25 protein-coding genes and 1 pseudogene are annotated in these 25,514 nt (G+C 67.7%); 4 read left to right on the plus strand and 22 right to left on the minus strand.

What is annotated here, in order from left to right; all coding sequences use genetic code 11:
• A pseudogene (locus AB0395_RS29820) lies at positions 1–756 on the plus strand (hypothetical protein); the annotation flags it as partial.
• On the opposite strand, the gene AB0395_RS29825 reads toward AB0395_RS29820, so the two are convergent.
• Entirely contained in the window at positions 638–1,147 is a 510-nt protein-coding gene (locus AB0395_RS29825) for a MarR family transcriptional regulator (protein WP_366286762.1), read from the minus strand. The pseudogene AB0395_RS29820 and the gene AB0395_RS29825 overlap by 119 nt on opposite strands.
• A gap of 197 nt (positions 1,148–1,344) precedes the next feature.
• Between AB0395_RS29825 and AB0395_RS29830 the strand changes: the two genes are divergently transcribed.
• Both AB0395_RS29830 and AB0395_RS29835 read left to right on the plus strand, forming a co-directional pair.
• Positions 1,345–2,184 (plus strand): NAD(P)H-binding protein, encoded by an 840-nt coding sequence (locus AB0395_RS29830; protein WP_366286764.1) that lies wholly within the window; start codon positions 1,345–1,347, stop codon positions 2,182–2,184.
• A 350-nt stretch (positions 2,185–2,534) separates the two neighbouring features.
• Positions 2,535–4,127, plus strand: coding sequence for a M4 family metallopeptidase (locus tag AB0395_RS29835; RefSeq protein ID WP_366286767.1), 1,593 nt, complete (start codon positions 2,535–2,537; stop codon positions 4,125–4,127).
• Between the two features lie 289 nt (positions 4,128–4,416).
• Here the strand turns inward: AB0395_RS29835 and AB0395_RS29840 are convergent, their stop codons facing one another.
• The 20 genes from AB0395_RS29840 to rpmE all read right to left on the minus strand — a co-directional run bounded on the left by AB0395_RS29840 (position 4,417) and on the right by rpmE (position 23,182).
• Positions 4,417–5,076 carry a DUF642 domain-containing protein gene (locus tag AB0395_RS29840; RefSeq protein ID WP_366286770.1) on the minus strand — a complete coding sequence of 220 codons (660 nt, stop codon included), beginning with the start codon at positions 5,074–5,076 and terminating at the stop codon, positions 4,417–4,419.
• A 166-nt stretch (positions 5,077–5,242) separates the two neighbouring features.
• The gene (locus AB0395_RS29845; protein WP_366286773.1) at positions 5,243–5,656 is read right to left on the minus strand and encodes a DUF2550 domain-containing protein; all 414 of its coding nucleotides are present in this window, start codon (positions 5,654–5,656) and stop codon (positions 5,243–5,245) included.
• 40 nt (positions 5,657–5,696) lie between these two features.
• The gene (locus AB0395_RS29850; RefSeq protein WP_366286775.1) at positions 5,697–6,104 is read right to left on the minus strand and encodes a F0F1 ATP synthase subunit epsilon; all 408 of its coding nucleotides are present in this window, start codon (positions 6,102–6,104) and stop codon (positions 5,697–5,699) included.
• 62 nt (positions 6,105–6,166) lie between these two features.
• A complete protein-coding gene (gene atpD / locus AB0395_RS29855; RefSeq protein ID WP_366286778.1) occupies positions 6,167–7,594 on the minus strand; it encodes a F0F1 ATP synthase subunit beta in 1,428 nt (475 codons plus the stop codon).
• Between the two features lies 1 nt (position 7,595).
• Positions 7,596–8,495 carry a F0F1 ATP synthase subunit gamma gene (locus AB0395_RS29860; RefSeq protein ID WP_366286780.1) on the minus strand — a complete coding sequence of 300 codons (900 nt, stop codon included), beginning with the start codon at positions 8,493–8,495 and terminating at the stop codon, positions 7,596–7,598.
• Positions 8,496–8,498: 3 nt separating this feature from the next.
• Entirely contained in the window at positions 8,499–10,148 is a 1,650-nt protein-coding gene (gene atpA / locus AB0395_RS29865; RefSeq protein WP_366286783.1) for a F0F1 ATP synthase subunit alpha, read from the minus strand.
• A gap of 23 nt (positions 10,149–10,171) precedes the next feature.
• Positions 10,172–10,981 carry a F0F1 ATP synthase subunit delta gene (locus AB0395_RS29870; RefSeq protein WP_366286785.1) on the minus strand — a complete coding sequence of 270 codons (810 nt, stop codon included), beginning with the start codon at positions 10,979–10,981 and terminating at the stop codon, positions 10,172–10,174.
• Positions 10,981–11,523, minus strand: coding sequence for a F0F1 ATP synthase subunit B (locus AB0395_RS29875; RefSeq protein ID WP_366286788.1), 543 nt, complete (start codon positions 11,521–11,523; stop codon positions 10,981–10,983). The genes AB0395_RS29870 and AB0395_RS29875 overlap by 1 nt, the downstream gene beginning before the upstream one ends.
• A 32-nt stretch (positions 11,524–11,555) precedes the next feature.
• Entirely contained in the window at positions 11,556–11,786 is a 231-nt protein-coding gene (gene atpE, locus AB0395_RS29880) for an ATP synthase F0 subunit C (RefSeq protein ID WP_364073744.1), read from the minus strand.
• Between the two features lie 69 nt (positions 11,787–11,855).
• The gene (atpB, locus tag AB0395_RS29885; RefSeq protein WP_366286792.1) at positions 11,856–12,650 is read right to left on the minus strand and encodes a F0F1 ATP synthase subunit A; all 795 of its coding nucleotides are present in this window, start codon (positions 12,648–12,650) and stop codon (positions 11,856–11,858) included.
• Positions 12,651–12,954: 304 nt separating this feature from the next.
• The gene (locus AB0395_RS29890) at positions 12,955–13,383 is read right to left on the minus strand and encodes a hypothetical protein (protein WP_366286795.1); all 429 of its coding nucleotides are present in this window, start codon (positions 13,381–13,383) and stop codon (positions 12,955–12,957) included.
• A 556-nt stretch (positions 13,384–13,939) separates the two neighbouring features.
• Positions 13,940–14,065, minus strand: coding sequence for a hypothetical protein (locus AB0395_RS29895; RefSeq protein ID WP_366286798.1), 126 nt, complete (start codon positions 14,063–14,065; stop codon positions 13,940–13,942).
• A gap of 486 nt (positions 14,066–14,551) precedes the next feature.
• A complete protein-coding gene (locus AB0395_RS29900) occupies positions 14,552–15,883 on the minus strand; it encodes an MraY family glycosyltransferase (protein WP_366286801.1) in 1,332 nt (443 codons plus the stop codon).
• Between the two features lie 57 nt (positions 15,884–15,940).
• A complete protein-coding gene (gene glyA, locus AB0395_RS29905; protein WP_366286803.1) occupies positions 15,941–17,206 on the minus strand; it encodes a serine hydroxymethyltransferase in 1,266 nt (421 codons plus the stop codon).
• Between the two features lie 116 nt (positions 17,207–17,322).
• Entirely contained in the window at positions 17,323–17,703 is a 381-nt protein-coding gene (locus AB0395_RS29910) for a hypothetical protein (RefSeq protein WP_366286805.1), read from the minus strand.
• A gap of 259 nt (positions 17,704–17,962) precedes the next feature.
• Positions 17,963–20,026: a hypothetical protein gene (locus AB0395_RS29915; RefSeq protein WP_366286807.1), complete on the minus strand. Its 2,064-nt coding sequence runs from the start codon at positions 20,024–20,026 to the stop codon at positions 17,963–17,965.
• A gap of 107 nt (positions 20,027–20,133) precedes the next feature.
• Positions 20,134–20,925: an L-threonylcarbamoyladenylate synthase gene (locus AB0395_RS29920; protein ID WP_366286809.1), complete on the minus strand. Its 792-nt coding sequence runs from the start codon at positions 20,923–20,925 to the stop codon at positions 20,134–20,136.
• 11 nt (positions 20,926–20,936) lie between these two features.
• Positions 20,937–21,791: a peptide chain release factor N(5)-glutamine methyltransferase gene (gene prmC, locus AB0395_RS29925; protein ID WP_366286812.1), complete on the minus strand. Its 855-nt coding sequence runs from the start codon at positions 21,789–21,791 to the stop codon at positions 20,937–20,939.
• A gap of 9 nt (positions 21,792–21,800) precedes the next feature.
• A complete protein-coding gene (prfA, locus tag AB0395_RS29930; RefSeq protein ID WP_366286814.1) occupies positions 21,801–22,853 on the minus strand; it encodes a peptide chain release factor 1 in 1,053 nt (350 codons plus the stop codon).
• Positions 22,854–22,963: 110 nt separating this feature from the next.
• The gene (rpmE, locus tag AB0395_RS29935) at positions 22,964–23,182 is read right to left on the minus strand and encodes a 50S ribosomal protein L31 (protein ID WP_366286816.1); all 219 of its coding nucleotides are present in this window, start codon (positions 23,180–23,182) and stop codon (positions 22,964–22,966) included.
• Positions 23,183–23,457: 275 nt separating this feature from the next.
• Between rpmE and AB0395_RS29940 the strand changes: the two genes are divergently transcribed.
• Positions 23,458–24,594, plus strand: coding sequence for a hypothetical protein (locus AB0395_RS29940; RefSeq protein WP_366286819.1), 1,137 nt, complete (start codon positions 23,458–23,460; stop codon positions 24,592–24,594).
• A gap of 266 nt (positions 24,595–24,860) precedes the next feature.
• On the opposite strand, the gene AB0395_RS29945 is transcribed toward AB0395_RS29940, so the two are convergent.
• Entirely contained in the window at positions 24,861–25,505 is a 645-nt protein-coding gene (locus AB0395_RS29945; RefSeq protein ID WP_366286822.1) for a response regulator transcription factor, read from the minus strand.
• Positions 25,506–25,514 lie beyond the last annotated feature (9 nt).

A 25,514-nucleotide genomic window follows, 5' to 3' on the forward strand; every position in this document is an offset into this window, starting at 1 on the left:
CCCCGACTCCTCCAACAGGCAGGCAGAACGGAAGAAGCCATCAACGCCTGGCACCGGGTCGCCGACGCCGGAGACCTCTTCGCCACCCGCAGGCTGACCCGCCTCCTGCAGCGGGCGGGCAGAACGGAGGAGGCCATCGCAGCCTGGCACCGCGCCGTCGACGCGGGCGAGGCGGGTGAGACCGGGGAGGCCCAGGCCCGCCAGGAGCTCACCCGGCTCCTGGAACAGACGGGCCGCACCGAGGAAGCCATCGAAGTGTGGCAGCATGCCGCAAGAACCGGCGGCGCCCAGGCCCACCAGGAGCTCACCCGGCTTCTAGAACAGACGGGCCGCACCGAGGAGGCCGTCGAAGTGTGGCAACAGGTCGCCGTCACCGCCGAGGATCCGGCTGAGCGGGCGCTCGCCCACCAGGCTCTCACCCGCCTCACCCACCAGCCGCTGTCGAGCCTGCGGGTCGAATATGAGCTGCGGGCCGCCTCGAACACCGGAGACGACCTCGCCCTGCTCGCCCTCGTCCATCTTCTGGAGCAGGAGGGACGGCATCGGGAGGCGGAGGCCGTGCTCCACACGGCGGCGGTGGCGGGCAACGTGCTCGCGGCCCAGACGATCTCGCATCGCCTCACCGGCACGGACCGGCTCACCGACTCCCGGGCTCCCCACCCCCGGACCGAACACACCTGGACGCGTCATCCTGCGTCAGCCGTACGGCCTGATCCCGGCCCACCTGCGCGGTCCGGCACAGGTAGTCACCGATGACGGCGAGTTCGTCGTCGGTGTACGTCTCGAGGATCTCGGCGAACGCCCTGCCCGGGATCTCCCATTCCTGCCCGACCCTGGCCGTGGAGTCGGCCGCCAGCAGGACCAGGGTCCGCCTGCGGTCGCCGGGGTCGGCGCGTCGTACGACGAGACCGATCCTCTCCAGGCGATCGACCAGCCGGGTGGCCGACCCCGGGGTCAGACCGGTCATCCTGGCGATCTCCCCCGTGCTCAGCGGCCCGGTCTCCAGGTCGAGCAGGCTCAGACACTGCAGGTCGGTGGGGTGCAGGCCCAGCTTGTCGGCCAGCGCCTGGTTGAACAACGTGTAAGCCGCGTAGTGCCGTCTGCTCTCGGCGACGACTCGCCCGAGCAGCTTCGCCCGGTTTGACACCGAGCCTCCCTTGCCTCAAATTATGTGCGTTACACAATCTTTGTGCGACGCAATATATGTGTCACGATTACATTCTATGTGACGCCTTCCTGCGTCCTCCATCTCCGACGGCACGGGCCTCCTGGCGTGAACTCCAGCCCCACCAGCCTCAGGCCCGCGCGAAGCACCCGGGAACCCGCCGAAAGGAAACCCGAAAAATGACCACCCTCATCACCGGAAGCCGTGGGCTCGTCGGCAGCACGCTCCTGACCCTGCTGCACGGCAAGGGCCACGACGTGCGCGCGGCCTCTAAGGAGCCGGAGCGGCTCAGCCCACCCGAAGGCGTGCCGACGGTGAGATGCGACCTCACCGACCCCGCCACCTTCCCCGCGGCCCTGGCCGGGATCACCTCGGTCTTCCTCTACGCCGAGCCGTCGCACATCGACGCGTTCGTCAAGCAGGCCGCCGACGCCGGGGTCCGGCACATCGTGCTGCTGTCGTCCAGCGCGGTGCTCTCGCCCGACGCGGACATCAACCCCATTGCCAGACCTCACCGGGAGGTCGAGCAGGCCCTGACGGCCTCCCCCATCGAGACGACGCTCCTGCGGCCCGGCGCCTTCGCGAGCAACGCGCTGCAGTGGTCCTGGTCCATCAAGGCCACCGGCACGGTGAGCCTGCCCTATCCGAACGCCCACAGCGACCCCATCCACGAGGCGGACATCGCCGACGTCGCACTGGCCGCGCTCACCGACCCCGCGCTCGGCGGCAAGGAGTATCACCTGACCGGCCCCGAGTCCCTCACCTTCCAGCAGCAGATCGACCACCTCGCCCGCGCGATCGACCGGCCCGTCACGATCGAGGTCATCAGCGAGGAGGCGTGGAGAGGGGAGATGACGAAGTACGCCCCCGCTGCGGTCGCCGACGCACTCCTGAACTGGTGGCGGCAGCAGGACAACTCCCCGACCGAGCCCACCGGGACCGTCGAGCGGGTGACCGGCCACCCGGCCAGGTCCTTCGCCACCTGGGCCGAAGACCACGCGGACGCCTTCAGGAACTGAGCCCGTCCACACCCACGAGGGGCGCGCCTCTCATCACGGGACGATATGCCCCCGGGAGGCGCCGCCCGCGCACGAACCGCGCGTAGCGTGCCGAGCACGAGGAGCGGGGCCGCGGCCGGACGTCATCTCCGTCGAGAGGATCCGAGGAACAGGCGCAGCGTACGCGCAGGACAACAGACGGTTCACGGTTCGAACCCGCCCTTATCCAGCTTGACATACGAAAATGCTATGCCTTTACGGGGCTTGTCAACTTTTCTCCTACATGTCACCTTTGGTTCAGCCCTGGCCGGCCACGGCTCCTAGCTAGTCCCTTCCCCCCCTTGCGGGACTTGTGAGAGGAGTCATCCGTAGTGAGGTCCAAGACAAGGCTGGGAGGCGTCGCCGTACTGGCGGTCGCCGCCCTGGCCACATCCGCGCTCACGAGCGCGACCGGCGCGTACGCCCACAGTGCATCGACGGACCCGTCAGCAACCGCGAGTTCCGAAGGCGCGTACGCCCCGCCGGACGCCCAGAGCCGTGAGCGCGCGATCGCCACCGCGGACAAGGCGCTGGTGTCGCAGTCCCAGGCACTGCACAAGGCTCCGGAAGACAGCTTCACCCACGACAGGACCGTCGCGGGAACACTCAGCCTCCAGTACGTGCACTACAAGCGCACCTACCGGGGCCTGCCCGTCTACGGCGGTGACGTGATCGTCGCCACCGACCGGACGGGTGAGCAGGTACGGGACGTCGTCTCCGGCCAGCAGGCCAAGCTGGACCTGGACACCAACGCCACCGTCAGCGCGGACGCGGCCTCGGCCACCGCCCGCGGCCAGCTCACCACCGTCAACACCGCGGCCCAGCCCGTGCTGGTCGTGCACGCCGCCACCGAGACCCCGGTGCTGGCGTGGGAGGTCGCGCTCACCGGACGCACCGAGCACGCGGAAAGCGTGCTGCACGTGTACGTCGACGCCCACACCGGCGCCGTCGTCGACAAGGTGGACGAGGTCAAGGAAGGAACCGGCAAGGGCTTCTACAACGGCACGGTCACCATCCAGACCTCCGGCTCCTACTCCCTGACCGACACCACCAGGCCCGGCCTGAAGTGTGGCGGCCAGAACGGCTCCGCCTACACCAAGAGCACCGACTCCTGGGGCAACGGATCCGGCACCAACCTGGAGACCGCCTGCGTCGACGCGTACTACGCCGCCCAGAAGGAATGGGACCTGCTGAAGAACTGGCTGGGTCGCAACGGCTTCAACGGCACCGGCGGCGCCTTCCCCGCGCGCGTCGGCCTGAGTGACGTCAACGCCTACTGGAACGGCTCGTACACCAACTTCGGCCACAACCAGGCCAACAACCAGCAGGCCACCCCGATCGACGTGGTCGCCCATGAGTACGGCCACGCCATCTTCCAGTTCTCCGGCTCCGGCGGCTCGGGCAGCGGCAACGAGGCCGGCGGCCTGAACGAGTCCACCGGCGACATCTTCGGGGCCCTCACCGAGGCCTACGCCAACAACCCCAACGACCCGCCGGACTACAGCGTCGGCGAGGAGGTCAACCTGGTCGGCAGCGGCCCGATCCGTTACATGTACAACCCGTCCCTCAAGAGCGACCCGAACTGCTACAGCTCCTCCATCCCCAGCACCGAGGTGCACAAGGCCGCGGGCCCGCAGAACCACTGGTTCTACCTGCTCGCCGAGGGCACCAACCCCGGTGGCGGCAAGCCGGCAAGCCCCGTCTGCTCCGGATCGTCGAGCCTGACCGGCATCGGCATCCAGAAGGCCGGGAAGATCTTCCAGGGTGGCCTCAACCTCAAGACCATCCCCTGGACGCACGGCAAGGCCCGGGTGGCGACCCTGAAGGCCGCCAAGTCCCTGTACACGTGCACCGAGTTCAACGCGGTCAAGGCCGCGTGGAGCGCGGTCAACGTCCCCGCGCAGAGTGGCGAACCCAGCTGCTGACCGCGGACGCCGGACGCCGGCGACGGTGACCCCGCCGTCAGGCGCCCGCCGAGCACCCGTCTGACGCAGGCCTGATACATCTCGGGGCAGGCCGACGTCGGCGGCGGTGTCCACCGCCGGCCCCGGGGACGACGCCCGAACCCCGGCCACCCTCGACCGCTTCATGAGTGGCACACCCGCACCGTCACTCACGGAGCGTCCCGCCGGGATCGCGTTCTTCCGAGCAGGAACGCCGGATGGCCCGGACCACACCAGGTCCGGGCCATCCTCCGCGTCCGGGAGGCTTGGCTCACTCCTCCAGGGAGGTCTCCTCGCTCCCTGCGCCGAGGTCGAAGCCGATGCCGATGCAGCGGGGCCGCGGAATGACCACCACGTCGTCGACGACCGGGCCGTACAACCCGTCGGTTGTGGAGGCCAGGCTCAGCACCGCGCTGGAGTCCTGGGCGCAGAAGGTGAACCTCTCCCAGACGTAGCCCATGCTCTGTGGCGTCTTGCCGGTGGTGTCGAAGCTGAAGTCCTTCTGGGTCAGGAGAAGGCCCTGTGTCACCCTGGCGTATCCCGTCTTCACGACGGGAGCGCCGTAGGTGTTCCCCGCCAGGGCGAAGCTGGCGGTGTAACAGCGTCCCGGCGTCGTGGAGATGGTCTGTTCGATCGCCCCTCGCCGGTTGCCCGTCAGGTCCAGCGACTGCCGTCCTCTGGCCGCCCGCCACGGACCGTCCCGGCCTATCAGGTCGACCGATCCCGTCGTGACGTTCCATTCCCCGATGCCGCTGCCCGTGTCGTAGAGAGCCTGTCCGGCGATCACCGGTGTCTCGAAGCCGCCGTTGCCGACAACGGGGGCCGCTTCGGCCGAGGCCGGGGCTCCCATCGAGGTGAGACAGGCGCAGAGGGCGAGGGCACAGGTCGCCGTCCTGGCCGTCCTCCGGCCGCGAACCAACGGAACAATCATGGTCTTCCTCCTGCTACGCGTGATCTTCACTCGTGACGAGGCGACCGGCTCATCTGGCCACACGCTCACGATTGACCACACTGAGTAGTCACAAGAAGATCCACGGTAACGGGGAAGGGCCGACCTGCCTCTGTGGCACGCCAGCCGGAGAAGAGAAGAAAAGCGGTCAGGCCACGTCGAGGTAGGCGCTGGGCGGGGCGGACTCAAGCCAGGCGACGAAGCCGGTCAGGGCGCGGTAGCCCATCGCAAGCTCGAACGCGTTCTCCCCGTTCCGGCACTCCAGTGCCGTCACGCCCTCGATGAACCCGTAGAACTCATCGGGCCCGATCCTGCGGCGCCCGGAAACGACAAGGCCGCGCCTCACGATCACGTGGCGCGGCCTTGGAAGCAGACCTATGAGCGGAATCCAGTTGAGCTGGCCGTCGGCGTAGCGGGCCACACCGACCCGCCAGCCTCGCTCTCCCGACATCGGGCGCAGGCAACACAGCACCGAGCCCCGGGACCGGGTCAGGATCAGCACACGGGAGGCGAGGAGGGCGACGAGCAGCGTCACCACGATGAGTACGTCCAGCACCACCATGTCTCCGCCCCCAACAACCGGTACCGCTCAGAAGCAGAATTTATCCGACTTCTTCGCCTGCCGCGCGCAACCTGGCCCTGGCGCGCTTGGCTTCGAGGGCGGCGTCGGCGTCCTCCTGGTTGGCCTCGATGGAGGCCTGTGCCCGCTGGAGGGCGTCCTTGGCCGCGGCGACGTCGACCTCGGAGCCGAGCTCGGCCATTTCGGCCAGGATCGACACCTCGTTGTCCGCCACCGAGAGGAACCCTCCGTGGACCGCGGCGACGAGGTCGGGCTCGCCACCGCCGCGCTTGACCGTCAGCACGCCGCCCTCGACGAGGACGCCGAGCACAGGCGCGTGCTTAGGCATGATACCGATCTCGCCGTCGATGGTCTTGGCAATCACCATGTCGGCCTCGCCTGACCAGATCTCACGCTCCGGCGAGACGACTCCTACTCGCAGCTTCGCCACTTTCCTGAAGTTCCTTTCGAACCAGGCACCGGTACGGCGGGCCGTACCGGTGCCGATGGCGACTAGCGGGCGAGTTCCTTGGCCTTGGCGATGGCCTGCTCGATGCCACCGACCATGAAGAACGCCTGCTCGGGCAGGTGGTCGTAGTCACCGGCGCACAGACCCTTGAACGAGGCGATCGTCTCGTCCAGCGGCACGAACTCACCCGGCTGACCGGTGAACGCCTCGGCGGCGTACATCGGGTGGGACAGGAAGCGCTCGATGCGGCGGGCCCGGTTGACGGTGACCTTGTCCTCTTCGGAGAGCTCGTCGATACCGAGGATCGCGATGATGTCCTGCAGTTCCTTGTACTTCTGCAGGATCCGCTTGGTCTCCTGGGCCACGCGGTAGTGCTCCTCGCCCAGGATGAGCGGGTCGAGGATCCGCGAGGTGGAGTCGAGCGGGTCCACCGCGGGGTAGATGCCCTTCTCCGAGATCGGCCGGGACAGAACGGTCTGCGCGTCGAGGTGCGCGAACGCGTTGTGCGGGGCCGGGTCGGTGATGTCGTCCGCGGGGACGTAGATCGCCTGCATCGAGGTGATCGAGTGACCGCGGGTCGAGGTGATGCGCTCCTGGAGAACACCCATCTCGTCGGCCAGGGTCGGCTGGTAACCCACCGCGGACGGCATACGGCCGAGCAGGGTGGACACCTCGGAACCGGCCTGGGTGAACCGGAAGATGTTGTCGATGAACAGAAGCACGTCCTGCTTCTGCACGTCACGGAAGTACTCCGCCATGGTGAGGGCGGACAGCGCGACGCGCAGACGGGTGCCCGGGGGCTCGTCCATCTGGCCGAAGACGAGGGCGGTGTCCTTGAGAACGCCGGCCTCCTCCATTTCCAGCCAGAGGTCGTTGCCCTCACGGGTGCGCTCGCCGACGCCCGCGAACACCGAGGTGCCCGAGAACTTCAGCGCGACGCGGCGGATCATCTCCTGGATCAGAACGGTCTTGCCGACGCCGGCGCCGCCGAACAGACCGATCTTTCCACCCTTGACGTACGGGGTGAGCAGGTCGATGACCTTGATGCCGGTGGGCAGCATCTCGGTGCGCGACTCGAGGGTGTCGAAGGCAGGCGAGGGACGGTGAATGCCCCAGCGCTCCTCGATCTTGAGCGACGCGGTCGGCACGTCCAGGGACTGGCCCAGGGTGCTCCACACGTGGCCCTTGACGACGTCGCCGACCGGCACGGAGATGGCGGCGCCGGTGTCGGTCACCGCCGCACCGCGGGTCACGCCGTCGGTGGGCTGCATGGAGATGGCGCGGACCAGGTTGTCACCCAGGTGCTGGGCGACCTCCAGAGTCAGGGTCTTGGTCTCCCCCGCGAGGGTGACGTCGACGGTCAGCGCGTTGTAGATCTCGGGCATCGCCTCGACGGGGAACTCCACGTCGACGACGGGACCGGTGACCCGCGCGACGCGGCCCACGCCGGTCTCAACAGTCTGTGCAGTCATTTCACTCTTTCCCCGCTGCGGCGTCAGCCAGCGCGTTGGCGCCACCGACGATCTCGCTGATTTCCTGGGTGATCTCGGCCTGGCGAGCCTGGTTCATCTGCATGGTGAACACGCGGATCAGCTCGTTGGCGTTGTCGGTCGCCGACTTCATGGCCCGGCGACGCGAGGCGTGCTCAGAGGCCGCCGACTGGAGCAGCGCACTGAAGATGCGCGACTCCACGTAGCGCGGCAGCAGCGTGTCGAGCACGGCGCCCGCGGTGGGCTCGAACTCGAAGTACGGCAGCGGCGTCTCCGGCTTCTCGGAGGTCTCCTCGATCTCCAGCGGCAGGATGCGCTTGACCACGACCTCTTGCGTGAGCATCGACACGAACCCGGTCGAGACGATGTGGATCTCGTCCACGCCGTCCTCCGCAGAGAACGCCTCGATCAGCGTGTCCGCGATCTGCTTGGCGTGGGCGTACGACGGGCTGTCGGAGAACCCGTCCCACCGCCCGGCCATCTCACGACCGCGGAAGGTGTGCCAGGCGATGCCCTTGCGACCGACCACGAAGGGGATCGGCGTGATGCTCTTCCCCTTCAGCAGCGTGCCGAGGGCCTCGGCCTCACGCAGGATGTTGGCGTTGAAGCCGCCACAGAACCCGCGGTCGCTGGTGACGATGAGCACGGCCGCCTTGACGGGCCGCTCCTTCGCCACGGTCAGCGGGTGGTCGACGCTGTTGGTGTTGCTGACGACGCCCGTCACGGCGCGGGTGATCTCGCGCTCGTACGGCACAGCCGCCTGCATCCGCTGCTGCGCCTTGACGATGCGCGATGAGGCGATGAGCTCCTGGGCCCGCGTGATCTTCGCCGTGGACCTGACCGACTTGATCCGCCGCCGCAGCAGTCTTAGCTGGGCACCCATCGGCTACTTCTTCTCAGCCGAGCGAACGTGCTTGGTGATCTTCTCCTGGCCGACCTCGTCGGCGCCGAGCGCCGCGACCGGCTCCTCGTTGATCAGCAGCTCGCCCGCCGAGGTCTCGAAGGTCTTCTTGAACTCGGTGATGGCGTCCTTGAGAGCCGTCACCGTGTCGTCGGACAGATCCTTCGTCTCGCGGATGCCGTCGAAGATGCCCTTGTTCTCCCGGGAGAGGTAGTCAAGGAAGTCCGCCTCGAAGCGGCGGATGTCCTCGACCGGCACGTCGTCCAGCTCGCCGGTGGTGCCCGCCCAGACCGAGACGACCTGCTTCTCGACCGGGAACGGGGTGTACTGGGCCTGCTTGAGCAGCTCGACCAGGCGCTGGCCGCGCTCCAGCTGGGCACGGGAGGCCGCGTCCAGGTCGGAGGCGAAGGAGGCGAAGGCCTCCAGGTCACGGAACTGCGACAGCGAGAGGCGGAGCGTGCCCGCGACCTTCCGCATCGCCTTGACCTGCGCGGAGCCACCGACTCGGGAGACGGAGACACCGACGTTGATGGCCGGACGCACACCCGCGTTGAACAGGTCGGTCTCGAGGAAGCACTGACCGTCGGTGATGGAGATGACGTTGGTCGGGATGAACGCCGAGACGTCGTTGCCCTTGGTCTCGATGATCGGCAGACCCGTCATCGAACCGGAGCCCAGGTCGGCCGACAGCTTCGCGCAGCGCTCGAGCAGCCGGGAGTGTAGGTAGAAGACGTCGCCGGGGAAGGCCTCACGGCCCGGCGGGCGGCGCAGCAGCAGCGAGACGGCGCGATAGGCGTCGGCCTGCTTGGTCAGGTCGTCGAAGACGATGAGGACGTGCTTGCCCTGGTACATCCAGTGCTGGCCGATGGCCGAACCGGTGTAGGGCGCGAGGTACTTGTAACCGGCGGGGTCGGAGGCCGGGGCGGCGACGATGGTGGTGTACTCCATCGCGCCCGCCTCCTCGAGGCGGCCCTTGACCTGGGCGATCGTGGAGCCCTTCTGACCGACCGCGACGTAGACGCAGCGAACCTGCTTGTCCGGGTCGCCGGAGAGCCAGTTCTCCCGCTGGTTGAGGATGGTGTCCACGGCGACGGCGGTCTTGCCGGTGCCACGGTCACCGATGATCAGCTGGCGCTGGCCGCGGCCGATCGGCGTCATGGCGTCAACCGCCTTGAGGCCGGTCTGCAGCGGCTCCTTCACCGGCTGGCGCTGGACCACGGACGGGGCCTGGAGCTCGAGGGCGCGCAGGCCCTCGGACTCGATGGCGCCCTTGCCGTCCATCGGAACGCCCAGCGGGTCGACCACTCGGCCGAGGAAGGCGTCGCCGACCGGCACGGACAGGACCTCGCCCGTCCTGCGGACCGACTGGCCCTCCTCGATCTTGCTGAAGTCGCCCAGAACAACGACACCGATCTCCCGGACGTCCAGGTTCAGTGCCAGGCCACGCGTGCCGTCCTCGAACTCAAGCAGCTCGTTCGCCATCGCCGAGGGAAGGCCGGAGACATGGGCGATACCGTCGCCGCAGTCGACGACGGTCCCGATCTCCTCGCGCGCGGCGCCTTCCGGCTCGTACGCCTGGACGAAGCGCTCAAGCGCGTCCCGGATCTCGTCCGGCCGGATCGTAAGCTCCGCCATCTCTCTTCAGTCTCCCTATTCGCCTAGCCGGCCAACCGGCGGCGGACTTCTTCGATTCGTCCCGCGATGGTGGTGTCGATGAGGTCGTCCCCGATCCGCACCGAGAACCCTCCGAGCACTCGCGGGTCCACCTCGACGTTCAGATGAACGTCGCGGCCGTACGAGGTGCGCAGCCACGTGGCGAGACGCCGCTTCTGCTCCTCTGAGAGCTCGACGGCACTGCGCACCACCGCGACGAGGCGCTGCCTCTGAGCGGCGACCAGGTTGCCGAACTCGTCCAGTCCTCTGTCCAGGCTACGTCCTCGCGGATGCAGCACAAGCTGCGTGACCAGACGAAGGGTGGTCGGGGCGACCTTGCCGCCGAGCAGGGAGCCGAGCAGCTCCCGCTTGGCCTGCTCCGCGACGGCGGAGTCGGCCAGGACACGCTGCAGCTCCAGGTTCGAGGCGACGATGCGCCCGAACCGGAACAGCTCGTCCTCGACGTCGTCGAGCTTGCTCTGTGCCTCGGCCTCGGCCGAGGCGGCGACGACGCCGAGCCGCTCAAGGGCGTCGGCCAGGTCTCCCGAGCCGGACCACCTGACGGAGACGGCCTGGACGACCGTCTCCAGAGCGGCGTTGCTGACCTTGCCCTCCAGCAGGACCCGTGCGGCCTGGGCCTTCTGGGTCGCCGGACGAGCGGGGTCGGACAGGTAACGGCGGAGCCCGTGTTCACGGTCGAACAGGTCGGCGACCGCGAAAAGCTCGTCGGCCAGCGAGCCGAGGTCGGCGCTTCCCGCGACAGCGTTGAAGCGCTCTTCGACCTCGGCCAGCGAAGCCCTGCTCAGACCGCGCATCAGCGAACCGCCGCGCTGCTGGACTCGAGCTCCTCGAGGAACCGGTCGACGGTACGGCGCTGACGCGTCTCGTCCTCGAGGGACTCACCGACGATGCGGCCCGCGAGGTCGACCGAGAGACGGCCGATCTCGGAACGGAGCTGAGCGAACGCCTGCTGGCGGTCGGCCTCGATCTGGGCGTGCGCGGCCTCGATGAGGCGGCGGGCCTCGGCCTGCGCCTCCTCGCGGAGCTCGGCCTTGATCTGCGCGCCCTGCTCCCGGGCCTCCTCACGCAGGCGAGACGCCTCGTGACGGGCCTCGGCCAGCTGGTCGCGGTACTGCTTGAGGGCCCGCTGCGCCTCTTCCTGCGCGTCCGCGGCCCGCTTCAGACCACCCTCGATCGCGTCAACGCGCTCGGCCAGGGTCTTCTGAATGCGGGGCACCAGGAGACGGCCCACGAAGAACAGGACAACCAGGAACGCGAACCCGCCGACGACCATCTCGGCTGTTTCGGGCAGGAGCGGGTTCGGCGCTTCCTCTGCCACTGCCGCTAGGAGATACATGGGTGCTGCCTTCCGTCAGAGCGGGTGGTGTATCAGGCCCGGAAGACGAACGCGAGCGCGATACCGATCAGCGCGAGAGCCTCGGCGAAAACGAAGCCCAGGATCATGTTCTGGCGGATCAGGCCGTAGGCCTCGGGCTGGCGGGCGATGGCCTGCACACCCTGGCCGAAGATGATGCCGATGCCGACGCCGGGGCCGATCGCTGCGAGGCCGTAGCCGATGGAACCGAGGTTGCCGGTCACTTCGGCGAGCAGACCACTCATGGGTTGGTTTCCTTTTCTATCGACCAGTGGAGTGTCCACCGGGGTTCTCTGGCGGTGAGAAGGGAAGTCTTAGTGCGCGGGGGCGTGCAGGGCGTCGTTGATGAACATCGCGGCCAGCAGTGCGAACACGTAGGCCTGCAGCGCCTGGATGAACAGCTCGAAGGCGGTCAGCAGGATCGTCATGATGACCCCGAGCACACCGATCGGGGCGCCGAGCGGAGTCAGCTGGACGAAGAGGAAGTGCCAGCCGACCTCGGAGAACAGGGCGACGATCAGGTGACCGGCCATCATGGTTGCGAACAGTCGGATCGCGTGCGTGATGTGGCGCAGGAAGAAGGTCGAGATGAGCTCGATCGGCGCGACCAGGAAGTAGATCCACGTCGGCAGGCCGGGCGGGAACATCACGTTCTTGAAGAAGCCGATGGGGCCCTGGTTCTTGATGCCCAGGTACATCACCAGCAGCCACACCCCGAGCGAGAGGATCACGGGGTAGCCGATGCGCGACATCACCGGGAACTGGATGAAGATGACCGAGCCGAACAGGTTCATGATCCACACGAAGAGGAACATGGTGAACAGCAGCGGCATCCACCGGTCGCTGTCCTTACCGAGGTTGGGCCTGGCGATCTGCTCACGAACGAACTCGTAGGCGAGCTCGCCGACGTTCTGCACGCCCCTGGGCACCAGCTTGGGCCGGGAGAAGGCGGCATAGGCGAACACGATGACCAGCAGCCCGCCGAACAAGGCGAGGAGAGCCGGCTTGTTGAACCAGGCCTGACCTTCGACGAGCGGCGGCCAGTCGAATATGCCGAGCCCCGGAGCGTGGAACTCCTCGGAGGCGAGAGGCGTCAGCGCGGCGCTCACTCGGCGTTCCCTTCGTCGTGATGATTGGTCAAGAGGGTGTCGTCCAGCTGCCGCGCCCTGGGCGGGCCGGCCGGACGAGGAGTGTTGAGATGGTGAGGAAGCCAGGGCTCGATGGCTCCGACGGACGTCCTCTACCGTCGTTTATCGCGACGTTTATCGCGCACGCGACAATAGCAGGCGCGGCTCGGACTAGTCATATCGGGCCAGCCTCCAGGGTTCTCTCTCCCGGGACGGCCGGCCGTGACCGGTCCTGCCTCGTCTGCCAGGACGAGCTTAGAGGATGGCCTGCGAAGATCGCGACCCGTCATCGCTTGCTCCCGAACTGCCCGGGAACCGTGACGTCGGGGTCGACGTAGAGGATGCGGAGCTTCATGAAGCCGCGCGCCTCACCGGCCGTCCAGCAAATCGTGCACGCGATGACCGTCAGGGCGAACGCCATCGGGCTCCACACGGTGGTGTCCTCGAAGGCGGTCAGCAGCACCACCAGCGCGAGGATCTTGGTGAAGAAGATGCCCATCGCCGCGGCCATCATCATCGTGGGCGAGATCCGCGCCGCGTAGGCGACGGCCATCAGGCCGATCGTGAAGAACGCACCCACCACGAGAACACCGATGCCCGCACCCAGCGCCCCCTTGCCGCCCGCGAGGATCGCGGCGACGACAACGGCGACCAGACCGACCAGCGCCGTGGGGATCGCGGCGGCCCTGAGGACGTGGAGATCGTTGGCCTGCATCGGTACTCCAGGTACGGTTATCAAGCGAGCAATTGCTACGGCACAGGATGCGTTCATAGTGGGGCTTCCCGCTAGTGAAAGCTATCACAAGCTCTCGAAGGCCGCCTTTACCTGCCGTTTCAAGTAAACGATCAAGAAGTGTCCAGCGGTTGAACCTGACACGGTCCAACACGCCCCGACACGGTCAAGCACGCCCCGCGTCCGGGTCCACATCCGCCGCGCCGAGACGTCGGCGGCCTCGACGGTTCACCCGCCTCGGCGGACCGGCACAGACAGGCAACCGGCCCCGGTAAACGAGCATACCGTTTTCCGGCCCCCGGCAATCGCAATCAATTTCGCCACGCCATTAACTACCGAAAAAGAACTGTTTTCCTTTAGCGCCACCCGCGTGCCACATCACACGAATAAACCCCCCGCCTGACCGGGGATGGGAGCGGCGGCCACACCGCCGAGTAAACAAATGCCCTGAAGAAGCGACTCATTATGCGAAGTCATGACCTTGCACTGATTTTCGCCACGAACTTCAGGTTCTTCGCCGCCGCACCCCGGCGTGGAGTCAGCGCTGGCCCGCCCGTACCGTCTCGCTCCCGAGCAGCGCCTTCGCCTTCACCGTCGGCGCACCCGGCGGCGTGGGCTCGCCTCCCCATCCGCCACCGGCGAGGCCGCCCCAGGGAAGAACCACCCCGGATCGTCAGGGAAAAGAGGGCCCGAGCCTGACGTCACATTCGACCATCACATCCGAATTGGGGGCTTTCTGTGAGCTTCGCGCCGCCTACGGAGATCACCCTCAGTGACAATCTCCACCTTATGCCACATAGAGCGACAATTCCCGCCCTAAGCTGTAGACAACGGACAAAGCCATATTTCTCCCCGGAACGCGGCGCACGAATGACCGTCCCGCTCTCGCGGAGGCCACCGCCCAGGTCACCTGCTTTTCGAAAACCTCTCGCACGCCTCCAGCACGGGCCCGCGCCCCGCCGCCACACGCACGGTCGTCCCGTCCGGCGTGCCGAGCACCGGGACTCCCACCCACCGCCGCGGACATTCACCACGCCGGGCGCGCCCATCTTCCGATCACCCCCCGCCGCCCCCTCATCCGCCGCCACACAGTGACGGATCACACACGATCGCGGTGGCGAGCGGAGCGCGGCTCACCCGCAGGCGGCCCTCAGGGCAGCACCTCGGGGTTGGAGAAGCCCGGCCTCGGAGCGGTGAGGGACATGTCGGGGAGCGCGGACAGCACCGTCGTGTCGTCGCCCGCTCCCGGTGCCTGCGGAGCCGTGGGAGTGCCGGAGGGGAAGGGGACCTGTCCTGGGAGGACGGACCCCTGCCCGGGGAACGGTTCCACGTCGTCACGCACGTGACGACCTCCCGCGTGCGCTCCCCCTGCGCCGCCCTTGCGCGTACGCCAGCGCGGCAGCGCCATCATCACCAGCACCACGACCGCGAGCAGGAAGGTCAGCGGGAACAGCACGAGCGGGACGCCCTCCATGGACAACGCCACGACCGTGAAGGCGAACAGGAACGTCCAGGCGTACATGATCAGCACGGTGCGCCGGTGCGAGTGCCCGATGTCCAGCAGTCGGTGGTGCAGGTGGCCCCGGTCGGGCGCGAAGGGCGACAGGCCGTTCGAGGTGCGTCTGATCACCGCCATGATCAGGTCGAGCAGCGGCAGCACCAGGATGGCGACCGGAACCAGCAGGGGAAGGATCACCGGGAAGCGGTTGATGGTGGTCGAGTCCACCGGCGTGATGGTGATCATCGTGGAGGCCAGGACCAGGCCGATCAGCATCGCCCCGGTGTCACCCATGAAGATCTTGGCCGGGTGGAAATTGTGCGGCAGGAACCCCAGGCACACCCCGATGAGCACCGAGGCGATAACCGCCGTGACGTTGATGCTGGTGTTGCCGTAGTACTGGGACAGGACGACGGAGTAGGTCCACGTGGCCATCGCGGCGAGGCCGACGATTCCGGCCGCAAGCCCGTCGAGCCCATCGACGAAGTTCACCGCGTTGATCATCACGACCACGACCATGATGGTGATCAGCGGGCTGAGCGTGGAGTCGAGGGTGGTCAGCCCGCCCAGCGAGGTGGGCAACGGCAACCACGGCAGGCTGACGTCGAACGCCACCAGGATGCCCGCGGCGCCGATCTGCCCGACCAGCTTGACGAGGGCGCTCATTCCCCACCAGTCGTCCAGGAAGCCGGTGAGCGTGATCAGGCCGCCGGCCGCGATCAACGCCATCGCGGTGTTGCCCCCGGCGAACGTGTCCTCACCCAGCTTGCCCCCGGCGTACGGCAGATGGCTCGCGATCAGCAGGCCCGCGACAAGCCCGCCGTACATGGCCAGGCCGCCGAGTCTGGGGGTCGGGATGGTGTGCACGTCACGGTCGCGGACCTCCGGCATCGCACCGATGCGGATGGCGAACACGCGGACCAGCGGGACGAGAAGGTACGTCGTCGCCGCCGCGACCAGTGCCATGAGTAGGTATTCGCGCACGGACCTAGTTTCGCTGATAGTCCGGCCATCTGTGACCGGAAAAGCTGACAGAACACCTCATAGTTCCCTGGGATATATCTGATGGCCGCGTGACAGCTCCTTCGCGCGTTCCCTGGTTTCCGCCACAGCGTCAGGGTTGCGGATGACCTGCGCCACCATCGAGGCGACCTCCTTCATCTCCTCGGCCCCCATCCCCTGGGTCGTGACACAGGGGGTGCCGACCCGGATCCCCGACGTCACCGTGGGCGGTTCGGGGTCGTAGGGGATCGCGTTGCGGTTGAGCGTGATGCCCGCCGAGGCGCACCGCTGCTCGGCGACGGCACCGGATATCCCGGTGCCCCGCAGGTCGACTAGGGCCAGATGGCTGTCGGTGCCTCCGGAGACCGGCCGCATCCCCTCCCCGGCGAGCCCGTCGGCCAGCACCCTGGCATTGGCCACCACCTGCTCGGCGTAGTCGGCGAACTCGGGCCTGAGCGCCTCGCCGAACGCGACTGCCTTGGCCGCGATCGCATGCATGAGCGGACCGCCCTGGATGAACGGGAAGACCGCTCGATCGACCTTGCCTGCCAGCTCTCCCGTGCACATGATGCCGCCGCCCCTCGGGCCACGCAGCGCCTTGTGGGTGGTGAAGGTCACCACGTCGGCGTACGGCACGGCGGACGGCATGGCTCCCCCGGCCATCAGCCCGATGGTGTGCGCGATGTCGGCGAGCAGCCAGGCGCCCACCTCGTCCGCGATGCCCCTGAAGGCGGCGAAGTCGATCTGCCTGGGGTAGGCCGTGGCGCCACAGATGATCATTTTGGGCTGGTGGCGCAGTGCCAGCTCCCTGACCTCGTCGTAGTCGATCAGCTCCGTGTCCCTGCGGACGCCGTACGCCACGACGCCGAACCAGCGCCCGGAGAAGTTGACCCTGGAGCCGTGGGTGAGATGACCGCCGTGGGACAGCGCCATGGCCAGCACGGTGTCGCCGGGCTGGAGCAGCGCCGCGTACGCCGCCAGGTTGGCCGAGGCCCCCGAATGGGGCTGCACGTTGACGTGGTCGGCGCCGAAAAGGCGTTTCGCCCGGTCGATGGCGAGCTGCTCCGCGCGGTCGACGACCTCGCAGCCCGCGTAGTAGCGCCTGCCGGGATACCCTTCCGCGTACTTGTTGGTCAGCGTCGATCCGAGCGCGGCGAGCACGGCGGGAGAGGCGAAGTTCTCGCTGGCGATGAGCTGCACGCCGTCACAGACCCGATCGAGCTCGTCGACGAGGACCTGCGCGATCTCGGGATCCTGCTTCTGTAGGAGGCCGAAGTCGGGCCCGTAGTACGGCTCAGCACCCATGACTCACATCCCGGGGATGACGACTCACCCCACTGTATGCCCGCCTGTTGCTGTTTTCCCACGCCAGGTGCACGTTTCCACCGGCGAAGACGCTTTTGTCCAGCTAGGGGAGCATGTCAGGAGAACGCGTGCGGTGCCCCCGCGTTGACGGGGATCCACCTGGGCGTGTCGGCCGCCTGGTCGCTGATGGAAGTGAGGATCGCCTGCCGGTAGAGGGCAAGCCGGGCTCGCCACTCGGCCATCTCCTCCACGTAGCGCCCGGAGACCGGGGCGTCCCAGACGTCCTTGCTCCTGGCCAGCTGATAGGCCTTGTCCAGGCTTGAGGTCAGCGTGTCCAGTGTGGGGAGCACCTGCCGCCACATCATGACCAGCCGCTGGTAGTCGGGGTTGAACTCCCAGGAGACGGCCGTGTCAGGACTCGGCAGGCCGGGGGCTCCCGAGACGGGAGGGGTCTCCCCCGGCTGCAACGGCTGCGGGGCGGGCGGGTCCACGAACATCACCACGTTCCTCCAGCATGGATGCCCCGTCCTTCAGGGCGGGGAGGAAACGCGGAACGGTCTCTCATGATGTTCTCCGGATTTGCTCGGCGGGGCTTGTTGCGGTGAGTGAGTCGGCGATAACCAAGCTGACATCGCACCACCGCCCCAGGGCATGGGGTGGCAGCGCGGGGAGCCCTCCAGCCGTTGGGCGGGGCTGTGAACCGCGAACCGCCCGGTTTCGGCCGGGAATCCTGGCCCCTTTGGGGCCGGGAGGATGTCAATTCACACCCGACTGTCCGTCACCGGGCGGCCGGACCGGATCTTCCGAGTCCAGGTCGCCCGTCTGCCCTTCGGGCTCGGCGTCCACGGGCGTCCAGGTCTCCTCTCCTCCCCAGGCCAGCCCGTCGGACGCCTGCGCGTCCGGCATGTCCAGCGGCTTGACGTCACCCGCCTTGTCGGCGAGCGTCTTGAGCACGTCCGGGTCCGGTTGGGCCGCCTTCGCCGAGACGACGTTGTCGTTGTCCGCGTCGTTCGCCCACTGCGCGAGCACTCCGTCGCCCGCCGAGGCGGAATGGGTCCCCGTCGCGTGCGTCCCGGTCGTGTGGGTCCCCGTGGAAGAGGTGGAGTGGGTCCCGTGCGAGCCCGTACCCGTGGAGTGGGTCCCGGTGGAGTGCGTCCCGGTGGAGTGCGTCCCGGTCGAGTGCGTCCCCGTCGACTGGGTCCCCGACGAGTCGCCTCCTCCGCCGTCGTAGAACGTCCCGACGGCCTGGGTGCTCGTCTCTCCACCCGTGCCCGTGGGCTGGGGCGGCTGGTCGAGTGCGGGCTCGACGGTGTCGGGAATGGGGAAGGCGGGCTTGGCCGACGGCAGCGGATCGTACGCCTCGGCCTGGCCTGGCTGGTGGGAGTCCGCCCCGGTGGGGCCCTGATGGAGACCGGAGCCTCCGTCGAGGCCGGAGCCCGCGTCACCCGCGGGCATCTCCAGCGGCGGGATGTCCTCGATGTGGTCCAGCAGCTCGCCGACCTGCGCCGCCGTCGGCGAGTCGAGCGGGATCTGCAGCACCTTCGTCCCGTGCACCTCTACGACCTGCGGCTTGTTCCCACCGGTCTGGTCGATATCGTCGGGATGGTTCTTCTGCGGGGTGTCGATGATGTCGATCTTGCCGTCGGTCCTGGGAGATCGCTCGTCTCCCTTGGAGCCGCTGTCCGGCTTGGAATCCCCATCTCCCTTGGAGTCAGGCCGCTCCGCCGAAGAAGAGTCCTCCCCCGACCCGTCATAGGACGAATGCCCATCCCTCGGAGAGCGCTCATCCCCCTTCGAACCACTGTCCGGCTTGGAATCCCCATCTCCCTTGGAGTCAGGCCGCTCCGCCGAAGACGAATCGTCCCCCGACCCGTCATAAGACGAATGCCCATCCCTCGGAGAAGTCTCGTCCCCCTTCGAACCACTGTCCGGCTTAGGATCAGGCCGCTCCTTCGAAGACGAGTCCCCCTCAGACCCACCCCCGCCGGAAGGCGAATGCCCATCCCTCGGAGAGCGCTCATCCCCCTTGGAACCACTGTCCTGCTTGGAATCAGGCCGCTCCGCCGAAGACGAGTCGTTCCCCGACCCGCCATGGGACGAATGCCCGTCCCTGGGGGACCGCTCGTCCCCCTTCGAACCACTGTCCTGCTTAGGATCCGGCCGCTCCGCCGAAGACGAGTTACCCTCAGACCCGCCCCCACCCGAGGACGAATGCCCATCCCGGGGAGACCGCTCGTCCCCCTTGGAACCGCTGTCCTGCTTGGAGTCGGATCCGCTCTCCGGCTTCGCGTCCGGTGACGAGTGGGACTTCTGGCCGTCCTTCGGCGCGTTGTCCGCCGACTGGTCCCCGGCGTGCTGACCGTTCTCAGGCCGTACGGCGGGCTTCAGGTCCTCGGCGCGCGGCGTGTCCGGCTTCGCGTCCGTGCCCTTCGACTCCCCGGTCCCCGCGCCTTCGGCCTTCGGGGCCTCTCCCCTCGCGTCCGCGACCCTGGACGTCTCCGCCTTGTGATCGTCCGTCTTGGGGTCGCCGATCTTGTGATCTCCGGCCTTGCTGTCCCCTGCCGCCGGGCTCGCCGGGGATCCACCCTCCTGTTTGACCTTCTTCTCCAGGAGTTCCACACGGGCCGAGACGTCGCGGACCATCACCTCGCATGCGTCCGCGACCTGAGAGGGCCGGTGCGTGGACTGCGAGGGCAGCCCCGCGGCGCTCAGGATGCGGGTGACCCGGCCCTCCGTGGTCCGCATGTGCTCCGCGGCCTGTCGCACCTCGGACAGCAGATCACGGACCAGCTTGGGGTCCATTCCGTCTAACTTGCCCATGAACGTCTCCCGGAAGTGTCGGCCACCTCAAGGTACCGGGGGGACAGCCCGGCGTCACGATGATAATCGGACGGTATGGATCACGATATGAGACACGGATCCGTTGTTCAGTCGCCGGAATCCGGCTTCGCGTCCGGCTTCGTCTCGGCCTCCGGCCCGATCTTGGCGTCCGGCTTCGCCTCCGGCTCGACCTTCGCGTCCGGCTTCGCCTCGGCCTCTTGCTTCGCCTCTGCCTCGGCCTCCGGCTCGGGCTCCGCGTCCGTCGCCACGTAGCCGACCACAGCGCGCAGCTTCTCCACCGGGATGGCCCCCCTGCGCAGCAGCCGGGGCACCGCGGTGGTCAGGTCGAGGATCGTGGAGGGAATGTTGCCCGGGGTCGGGCCGCCGTCGAGGTAGACCCCGACAGAGGTTCCCAGCTGCTCCTCGGCCTCTGCCGCCGTGGTGGCCGCGGGGGCACCGGAGCGGTTGGCACTGGAGACCGCGAGCGGGCCGGTCTGCTTGAGCAGTTCGAGGGCGAGCGGGTGCAGCGGCATCCGCAGAGCCACCGTGCCCTTGGCGTCGCCCAGGTCCCACGACAACGACCGGTTGACGCGGAAGATCAGCGTGAGCGGGCCCGGCCAGAAGGCGTCGATGAGGTCCTGGCCGTACGGACCGAGGTTCTCCACCAGAGCGGTGGCCGCGCGCACGGTGCCGACCAGCACGGGCGGGGGCATATCGCGCCCGCGTCCCTTGGCTTCGAGCAACGCCGTGACGGCGGGCGGGATGAAGGCGTCCACCCCGACCCCGTAGACGGTGTCGGTGGGGAAGACCACGAGCTCGTACTTCGGTATGGCTATCACCGCGTCGGCGAGCCCCATGGCTCGCTGATCGGCGTCTGAGCAGTCATAACGTCGGCTCATGGCATACCATCCTATTCCTGACCGAAACGGGCGGTGACGAAGCGATCCCTGCGGGTGAGGTCCTGACGGCTTCGCACGTCACGCCAGCCGTTGTCCTCGGGGAAGATCAGATAAACCGGTGTGCCCTGCTCGTCGGCGTGCTCGACGGCGACGAACCCGCCGGGGCGCAGCAGCCGTCTGGCGGTCCGCTCGACCGCCCTGACCTCGTCGAGGCCGTCGCTGCCCGAGCCGTACAGCGCGCGGCGCGGATCGTAATCGCGTACCTCGGGGTCACGGGGGATCGCGCCGGGCGGGATGTAGGGCGGGTTGGAGATGACCAGGTCCACCTGGCCGTTGAGCTCGGGCAGCGCGTCCGCCAGGTCCTCAGGGTGCAGGTGGACGCGCCCCTGGCCGTGCTCGAGGATGTTGCGTTTGGCCCAGCGGTAGGCGTCAGGATCGACCTCGACCGCGTGGACGGTGGCCAGCGCGATCTCCTGGGCGATGGACAGCGCTATGGCGCCGGAGCCGGTGCCGAGGTCGACGACCACCGGGGAGGCGACGTCCATCTCCCTCAGTCGCTCGATCGCCCACCCCGCCACGACCTCGGTCTCGGGGCGTGGCACGAACACTCCCGGCCCGACCTCAAGGGACAGGTAGCGGAAGTACGCGCGCCCGGTGATGTGCTGGAGCGGCTCGCGGGCCTCGCGCCGGGCGATGCCCTCCCAGAACAGCGCGTCGAACTCCGCGTCCGTCACGTTGTGCAGCTCGCTACGCCGTACCCCGTGGACGAACGCGGCGATCTCCTCGGCGTCCGTGCGCGGCGACGGCACACCTGCCTCGGCGAGCCGGGCGGTGGCGAGGGCGATCTCGTCCAGCAAAAAGGTCATGGGCGCGTTCTATGAGTGCTCTGCGAGCTTCTCCGCCATCTCGGCGTCGAGCAGCGACTGGATGACGGCCGTGAGGTCGCCGTCCAGCACCTGGTCGAGGTTGTAGGCCTTGAAGCCGACACGGTGGTCGGAAATACGGTTCTCGGGGAAGTTGTAGGTGCGGATGCGCTCTGAGCGGTCGACGGTCCTGATCTGGGATTTGCGCTCGGCCATGGCGGCGGCGTTCGCCTCTTCCTCCGCGATGGCCTGGAGGCGGGCACGCAGAATGCGCATGGCCGACTCCTTGTTCTGGAGCTGGCTCTTCTCGTTCTGGCAGGAGGCCACCACACCGGTCGGGATGTGCGTGATCCGCACGGCCGAGTCGGTGGTGTTGACGCTCTGTCCGCCGGGGCCGCTGGAGCGGTAGACGTCGATCCTGAGGTCGTTCGGGTCGACCTGCACGTCGACCTCCTCCGCCTCCGGATAGATCAGGACGCCGGCCGCGCTGGTGTGGATGCGCCCCTGCGACTCGGTCACCGGCACGCGCTGGACCCGGTGCACACCGCCCTCGAACTTCAGCTTCGACCACACGCCGTCGTCGCCTCTGGCCTTGACCGCGACGGTGACGTCCTTGTATCCGCCCAGATCGGAGTGGGTCGCGTCGATCAGCTCGGTCTTCCAGCCGACCCGCTCGGCATAGCGGAGATACATCCGCAGGAGGTCTCCGGCGAACAGCGCCGACTCCTCACCGCCCTCGCCCGCCTTGATCTCCATGATGATGTCCTTGTCATCGTTGGGATCACGCGGGATCAGCAGGTGCCTGAGCTTCTCCTCAAGCTCGGGGATGCGGGCCTCGAGCTCCTTGGCCTCCTCGGCGAACGCCTCGTCCTCCGACGCCAGCTCCCTGGCGGTGCCCAGGTCGTTCTGGACGCCCTCGAGCTCCCGATAGGTGTTGATGATCGGGGTCAGCTCGGCGTAACGCCTGCCGAACGTGCGCGCCTGCGTGGGGTTGGCGTGCACGGTGGGATCGGCGAGCTTGAGTTCCAGCTCGGCATACTCACTGAGCAGCTCGTCGAGATTCACCGTGCGTCCTTCCTTGAAGTCCTAACGAAGCCTGCCTAATCACCACGAACGCCGACCCGGGGCACCCCTGGAGGAACGGGGGTGATTCCGAGCCGGCGTCGGGGTGGGAGCTACTGGCCCGTGGTCTTCTTGCCGAAGCGCTTCTCGAAGCGCGCCACCCGGCCGCCGGTGTCGAGGATCTTCTGCTTGCCCGTGTAGAACGGGTGGCAGGCGGAGCACACATCGGCGTGGATCACGCCGTTCTTGGCCGTGCTGCGGGTGGTGAAGGTGTTACCACAGGTGCAGGTCACCTCGGTGGTGACGTACTCCGGGTGAATGTCGGGCTTCATGTCCTTCGGTTCCTCTCCAAAGCGCGGTCGCCGGGTCGCCACTTCTCTCGCCTGTGAGGCTTGCGCGCTGTAGCACACCAGGGTGCGCGCGGGCGGGAACCGGAACCGCTGCGGTTCGGCTACCAGTGTGCCAGATGCTCCAACCACCCCAGGCCACAGGACATTCCCGAGGGCTCATGACCTGTTTCTGTGGACGAGTCACATCTGTACCACTAGGCTCCGGTGCCCAAACCGTAACTTTTACTATTATTTTTACCTGAGTAAGGGGACCAAAGATGAGGAACGGAATGCGGTTGCTTCTGGCGACCGCAACGGGGGCCGCCGTCTTCGCCAGCGGTACGGCGACAGCCTTCGCCACTCAGTCCGCCCTGCCCAAGGCCGCCGCGGCCGCCTGCTCGCTCACCACCGCCGACGTCACCGACATCAAGGTCGGGGACGCCTACATCCCGATCAAGGATGACGCCACGGTCGACTTCGAGGCGACCATCAAGAACCCGTACGCGCTGACCGCCGACCCCGGCGACAGCACCAAGAAAGTCCTCGCCAAGGATGTGACGAGCATCAGGGCGGACTTCCAGCGGGTCGGCGAGACCACCTGGAACGATGCCACCATCGCGCAGATCCCGGCCCCGCCCACGGGCAACCAGACGACGGCTCCGGCCGACGTCACGGTCAAGGGCAGCTTCAAGGTCACCAAGGACAACAAGGACGGCAAGTGGCAGGTCCGCCTGCAGGTCATCCGTACCGGTCCCCAGACGGAGAGCTGCAAGGAAGTCACCGTCGACCCGCAGGTCAAGCTCGTCAGCGCGGGAGTGACCGACCCGGTGGTCATCACCGCGGGTGAGGACACCAAGGTGGCCGTCAAGGCGAACATCCTCGGCGCCTCCGCCGTCACCGCCCGGCTCTACAGCAACGACGGCAACGACTCCGTCGACCTCACGCTCTCCAAGGGCAACAGCGTCAACTCGTGGTACGAGGACACCTGGTTCGACAGCGACTTCTCCACCGGCACCTGGACGCTCGAACTGACCGCCGGGCGCGGCAAGGAAAGCATCAAGTACGAGAAGGCCGACACCTTCAGCGTCCAGACGGGCAAGTCCAAGTCCAAGAAGTCCAAGACCAACGTCTCGTTCGACGTGAGCGCGAACAAGGTCAAGAAGGGTAAGGCGGTCCGTCTGTTCGGCACCGCGTACCGGGGCAGCTCCGCCTACTCCGGCAAGATGGTCGAGCTCTACTACAAGAAGAAGGGCTCTTCCGGCTGGAAGTTCCTCTCCTTCGCCAAGGCCAACTCCAGCGGCAAGTTCAGCAAGTCCGTCACGCCGAAGTTCGACGCCTACTGGCGTGCCGTGGTCACGGGGACCAGCAAGACCTACGGATCCACCTCGAGCGCCGAGTTCGTCGACGTTCGCTGAAACGACATGACATGAGCCGCTTCACGCCCCTCGGGTGAGCTCCGGCCACGTCACGGCACCACACCGCGCGGTGAAAACCGGGCTGCACGACTCGCGTCCCCAACCCCGGGCGCAAGCCGTACAGACGACGGGCCCGCGGATCCATGGAAACGCCCGGGAGCCTCGGCCCCGGGCGTTCTCTCGTTTCCGGCGTCTTCTGTCCTCTCGGGCCTCTGCTCCCCCGGGCCTCGTCTTCGAAGGACCTTGAGAGACCTCCGGGAGGGGTCTCACCGCCCTAGATAGGCCAGTACGGCCAGCACCCTGCGGTGGTCGTCGGGCGCGGCGCCGAGGCCGAGTTTGAGGAAGATGCTGGAGATGTGCTTTTCGACGGCGCCGTCGGTGACGGTCATGCGGACGGCTATCGCCGAGTTCGAGCGGCCCTGCGCCATCAGGTCCAGGACCTCGCGCTCTCTGACGGTCAGGGAGTTCAGCGGGTCGTCGTGCCGGTGGCGGCCGAGCAGCTGCCCGATCACCTCGGGATCGAGGATCGTCCCACCCGCCGCGACCCGGCGCACGGCGTCGAGGAAATCGGACACGTCGGCGACCCGTTCCTTGAGCAGGTAGCCGAAGGGCGCGACGCCTCCGCCCGCCAGCTCGGTCGCGTACCGCTCCTCGACGTACTGCGACAGCACCAGGATCGGCAGCGAGGGCCGCAGCGCCCTGGCCCGCAGCGCCGCGCGCAGCCCCTCGTCCGTGTGGGTCGGCGGCATCCGCACGTCCACGATCGCCAGGTCGGGGTCGTGCTCGGCCACCGCGGCCACCAGCGCCGGACCGTCCCCGACGGCGGCGACGGTCTCGATGCCACCGTCCTCGAGGAGTCGGGCAAGGCCTTCACGGAGCAGCACCGAGTCCTCAGCAATCACCACTCGCATGCGCTCAAG

Source organism: Streptosporangium sp. NPDC051023 (genome assembly GCF_040689595.1).
GTDB lineage: Bacteria > Actinomycetota > Actinomycetes > Streptosporangiales > Streptosporangiaceae > Streptosporangium.

Excerpts from the sequence above, each read along its gene's own strand:
- AB0395_RS29830 (WP_366286764.1), top strand. The coding sequence starts at position 1,345 with ATGACCACCCTCATCACCGGAAGCCGTGGGCTCGTCGGCAGCACGCTC.
- AB0395_RS29840 (WP_366286770.1), bottom strand. The coding sequence starts at position 5,076 with ATGATTGTTCCGTTGGTTCGCGGCCGGAGGACGGCCAGGACGGCGACC.
- AB0395_RS29845 (WP_366286773.1), bottom strand. The coding sequence starts at position 5,656 with ATGGTGGTGCTGGACGTACTCATCGTGGTGACGCTGCTCGTCGCCCTC.
- atpD (WP_366286778.1), bottom strand. The coding sequence starts at position 7,594 with ATGACTGCACAGACTGTTGAGACCGGCGTGGGCCGCGTCGCGCGGGTC.
- AB0395_RS29860 (WP_366286780.1), bottom strand. The coding sequence starts at position 8,495 with ATGGGTGCCCAGCTAAGACTGCTGCGGCGGCGGATCAAGTCGGTCAGG.
- atpA (WP_366286783.1), bottom strand. The coding sequence starts at position 10,148 with ATGGCGGAGCTTACGATCCGGCCGGACGAGATCCGGGACGCGCTTGAG.
- AB0395_RS29870 (WP_366286785.1), bottom strand. The coding sequence starts at position 10,981 with ATGCGCGGTCTGAGCAGGGCTTCGCTGGCCGAGGTCGAAGAGCGCTTC.
- AB0395_RS29875 (WP_366286788.1), bottom strand. The coding sequence starts at position 11,523 with ATGTATCTCCTAGCGGCAGTGGCAGAGGAAGCGCCGAACCCGCTCCTG.
- atpE (WP_364073744.1), bottom strand. The coding sequence starts at position 11,786 with ATGAGTGGTCTGCTCGCCGAAGTGACCGGCAACCTCGGTTCCATCGGC.
- AB0395_RS29890 (WP_366286795.1), bottom strand. The coding sequence starts at position 13,383 with ATGCAGGCCAACGATCTCCACGTCCTCAGGGCCGCCGCGATCCCCACG.
- glyA (WP_366286803.1), bottom strand. The coding sequence starts at position 17,206 with ATGGGTGCTGAGCCGTACTACGGGCCCGACTTCGGCCTCCTACAGAAG.
- AB0395_RS29910 (WP_366286805.1), bottom strand. The coding sequence starts at position 17,703 with ATGTTCGTGGACCCGCCCGCCCCGCAGCCGTTGCAGCCGGGGGAGACC.
- AB0395_RS29915 (WP_366286807.1), bottom strand. The coding sequence starts at position 20,026 with ATGGGCAAGTTAGACGGAATGGACCCCAAGCTGGTCCGTGATCTGCTG.
- AB0395_RS29920 (WP_366286809.1), bottom strand. The coding sequence starts at position 20,925 with ATGAGCCGACGTTATGACTGCTCAGACGCCGATCAGCGAGCCATGGGG.
- prmC (WP_366286812.1), bottom strand. The coding sequence starts at position 21,791 with ATGACCTTTTTGCTGGACGAGATCGCCCTCGCCACCGCCCGGCTCGCC.
- rpmE (WP_366286816.1), bottom strand. The coding sequence starts at position 23,182 with ATGAAGCCCGACATTCACCCGGAGTACGTCACCACCGAGGTGACCTGC.
- AB0395_RS29940 (WP_366286819.1), top strand. The coding sequence starts at position 23,458 with ATGAGGAACGGAATGCGGTTGCTTCTGGCGACCGCAACGGGGGCCGCC.
- AB0395_RS29945 (WP_366286822.1), bottom strand. The coding sequence starts at position 25,505 with ATGCGAGTGGTGATTGCTGAGGACTCGGTGCTGCTCCGTGAAGGCCTT.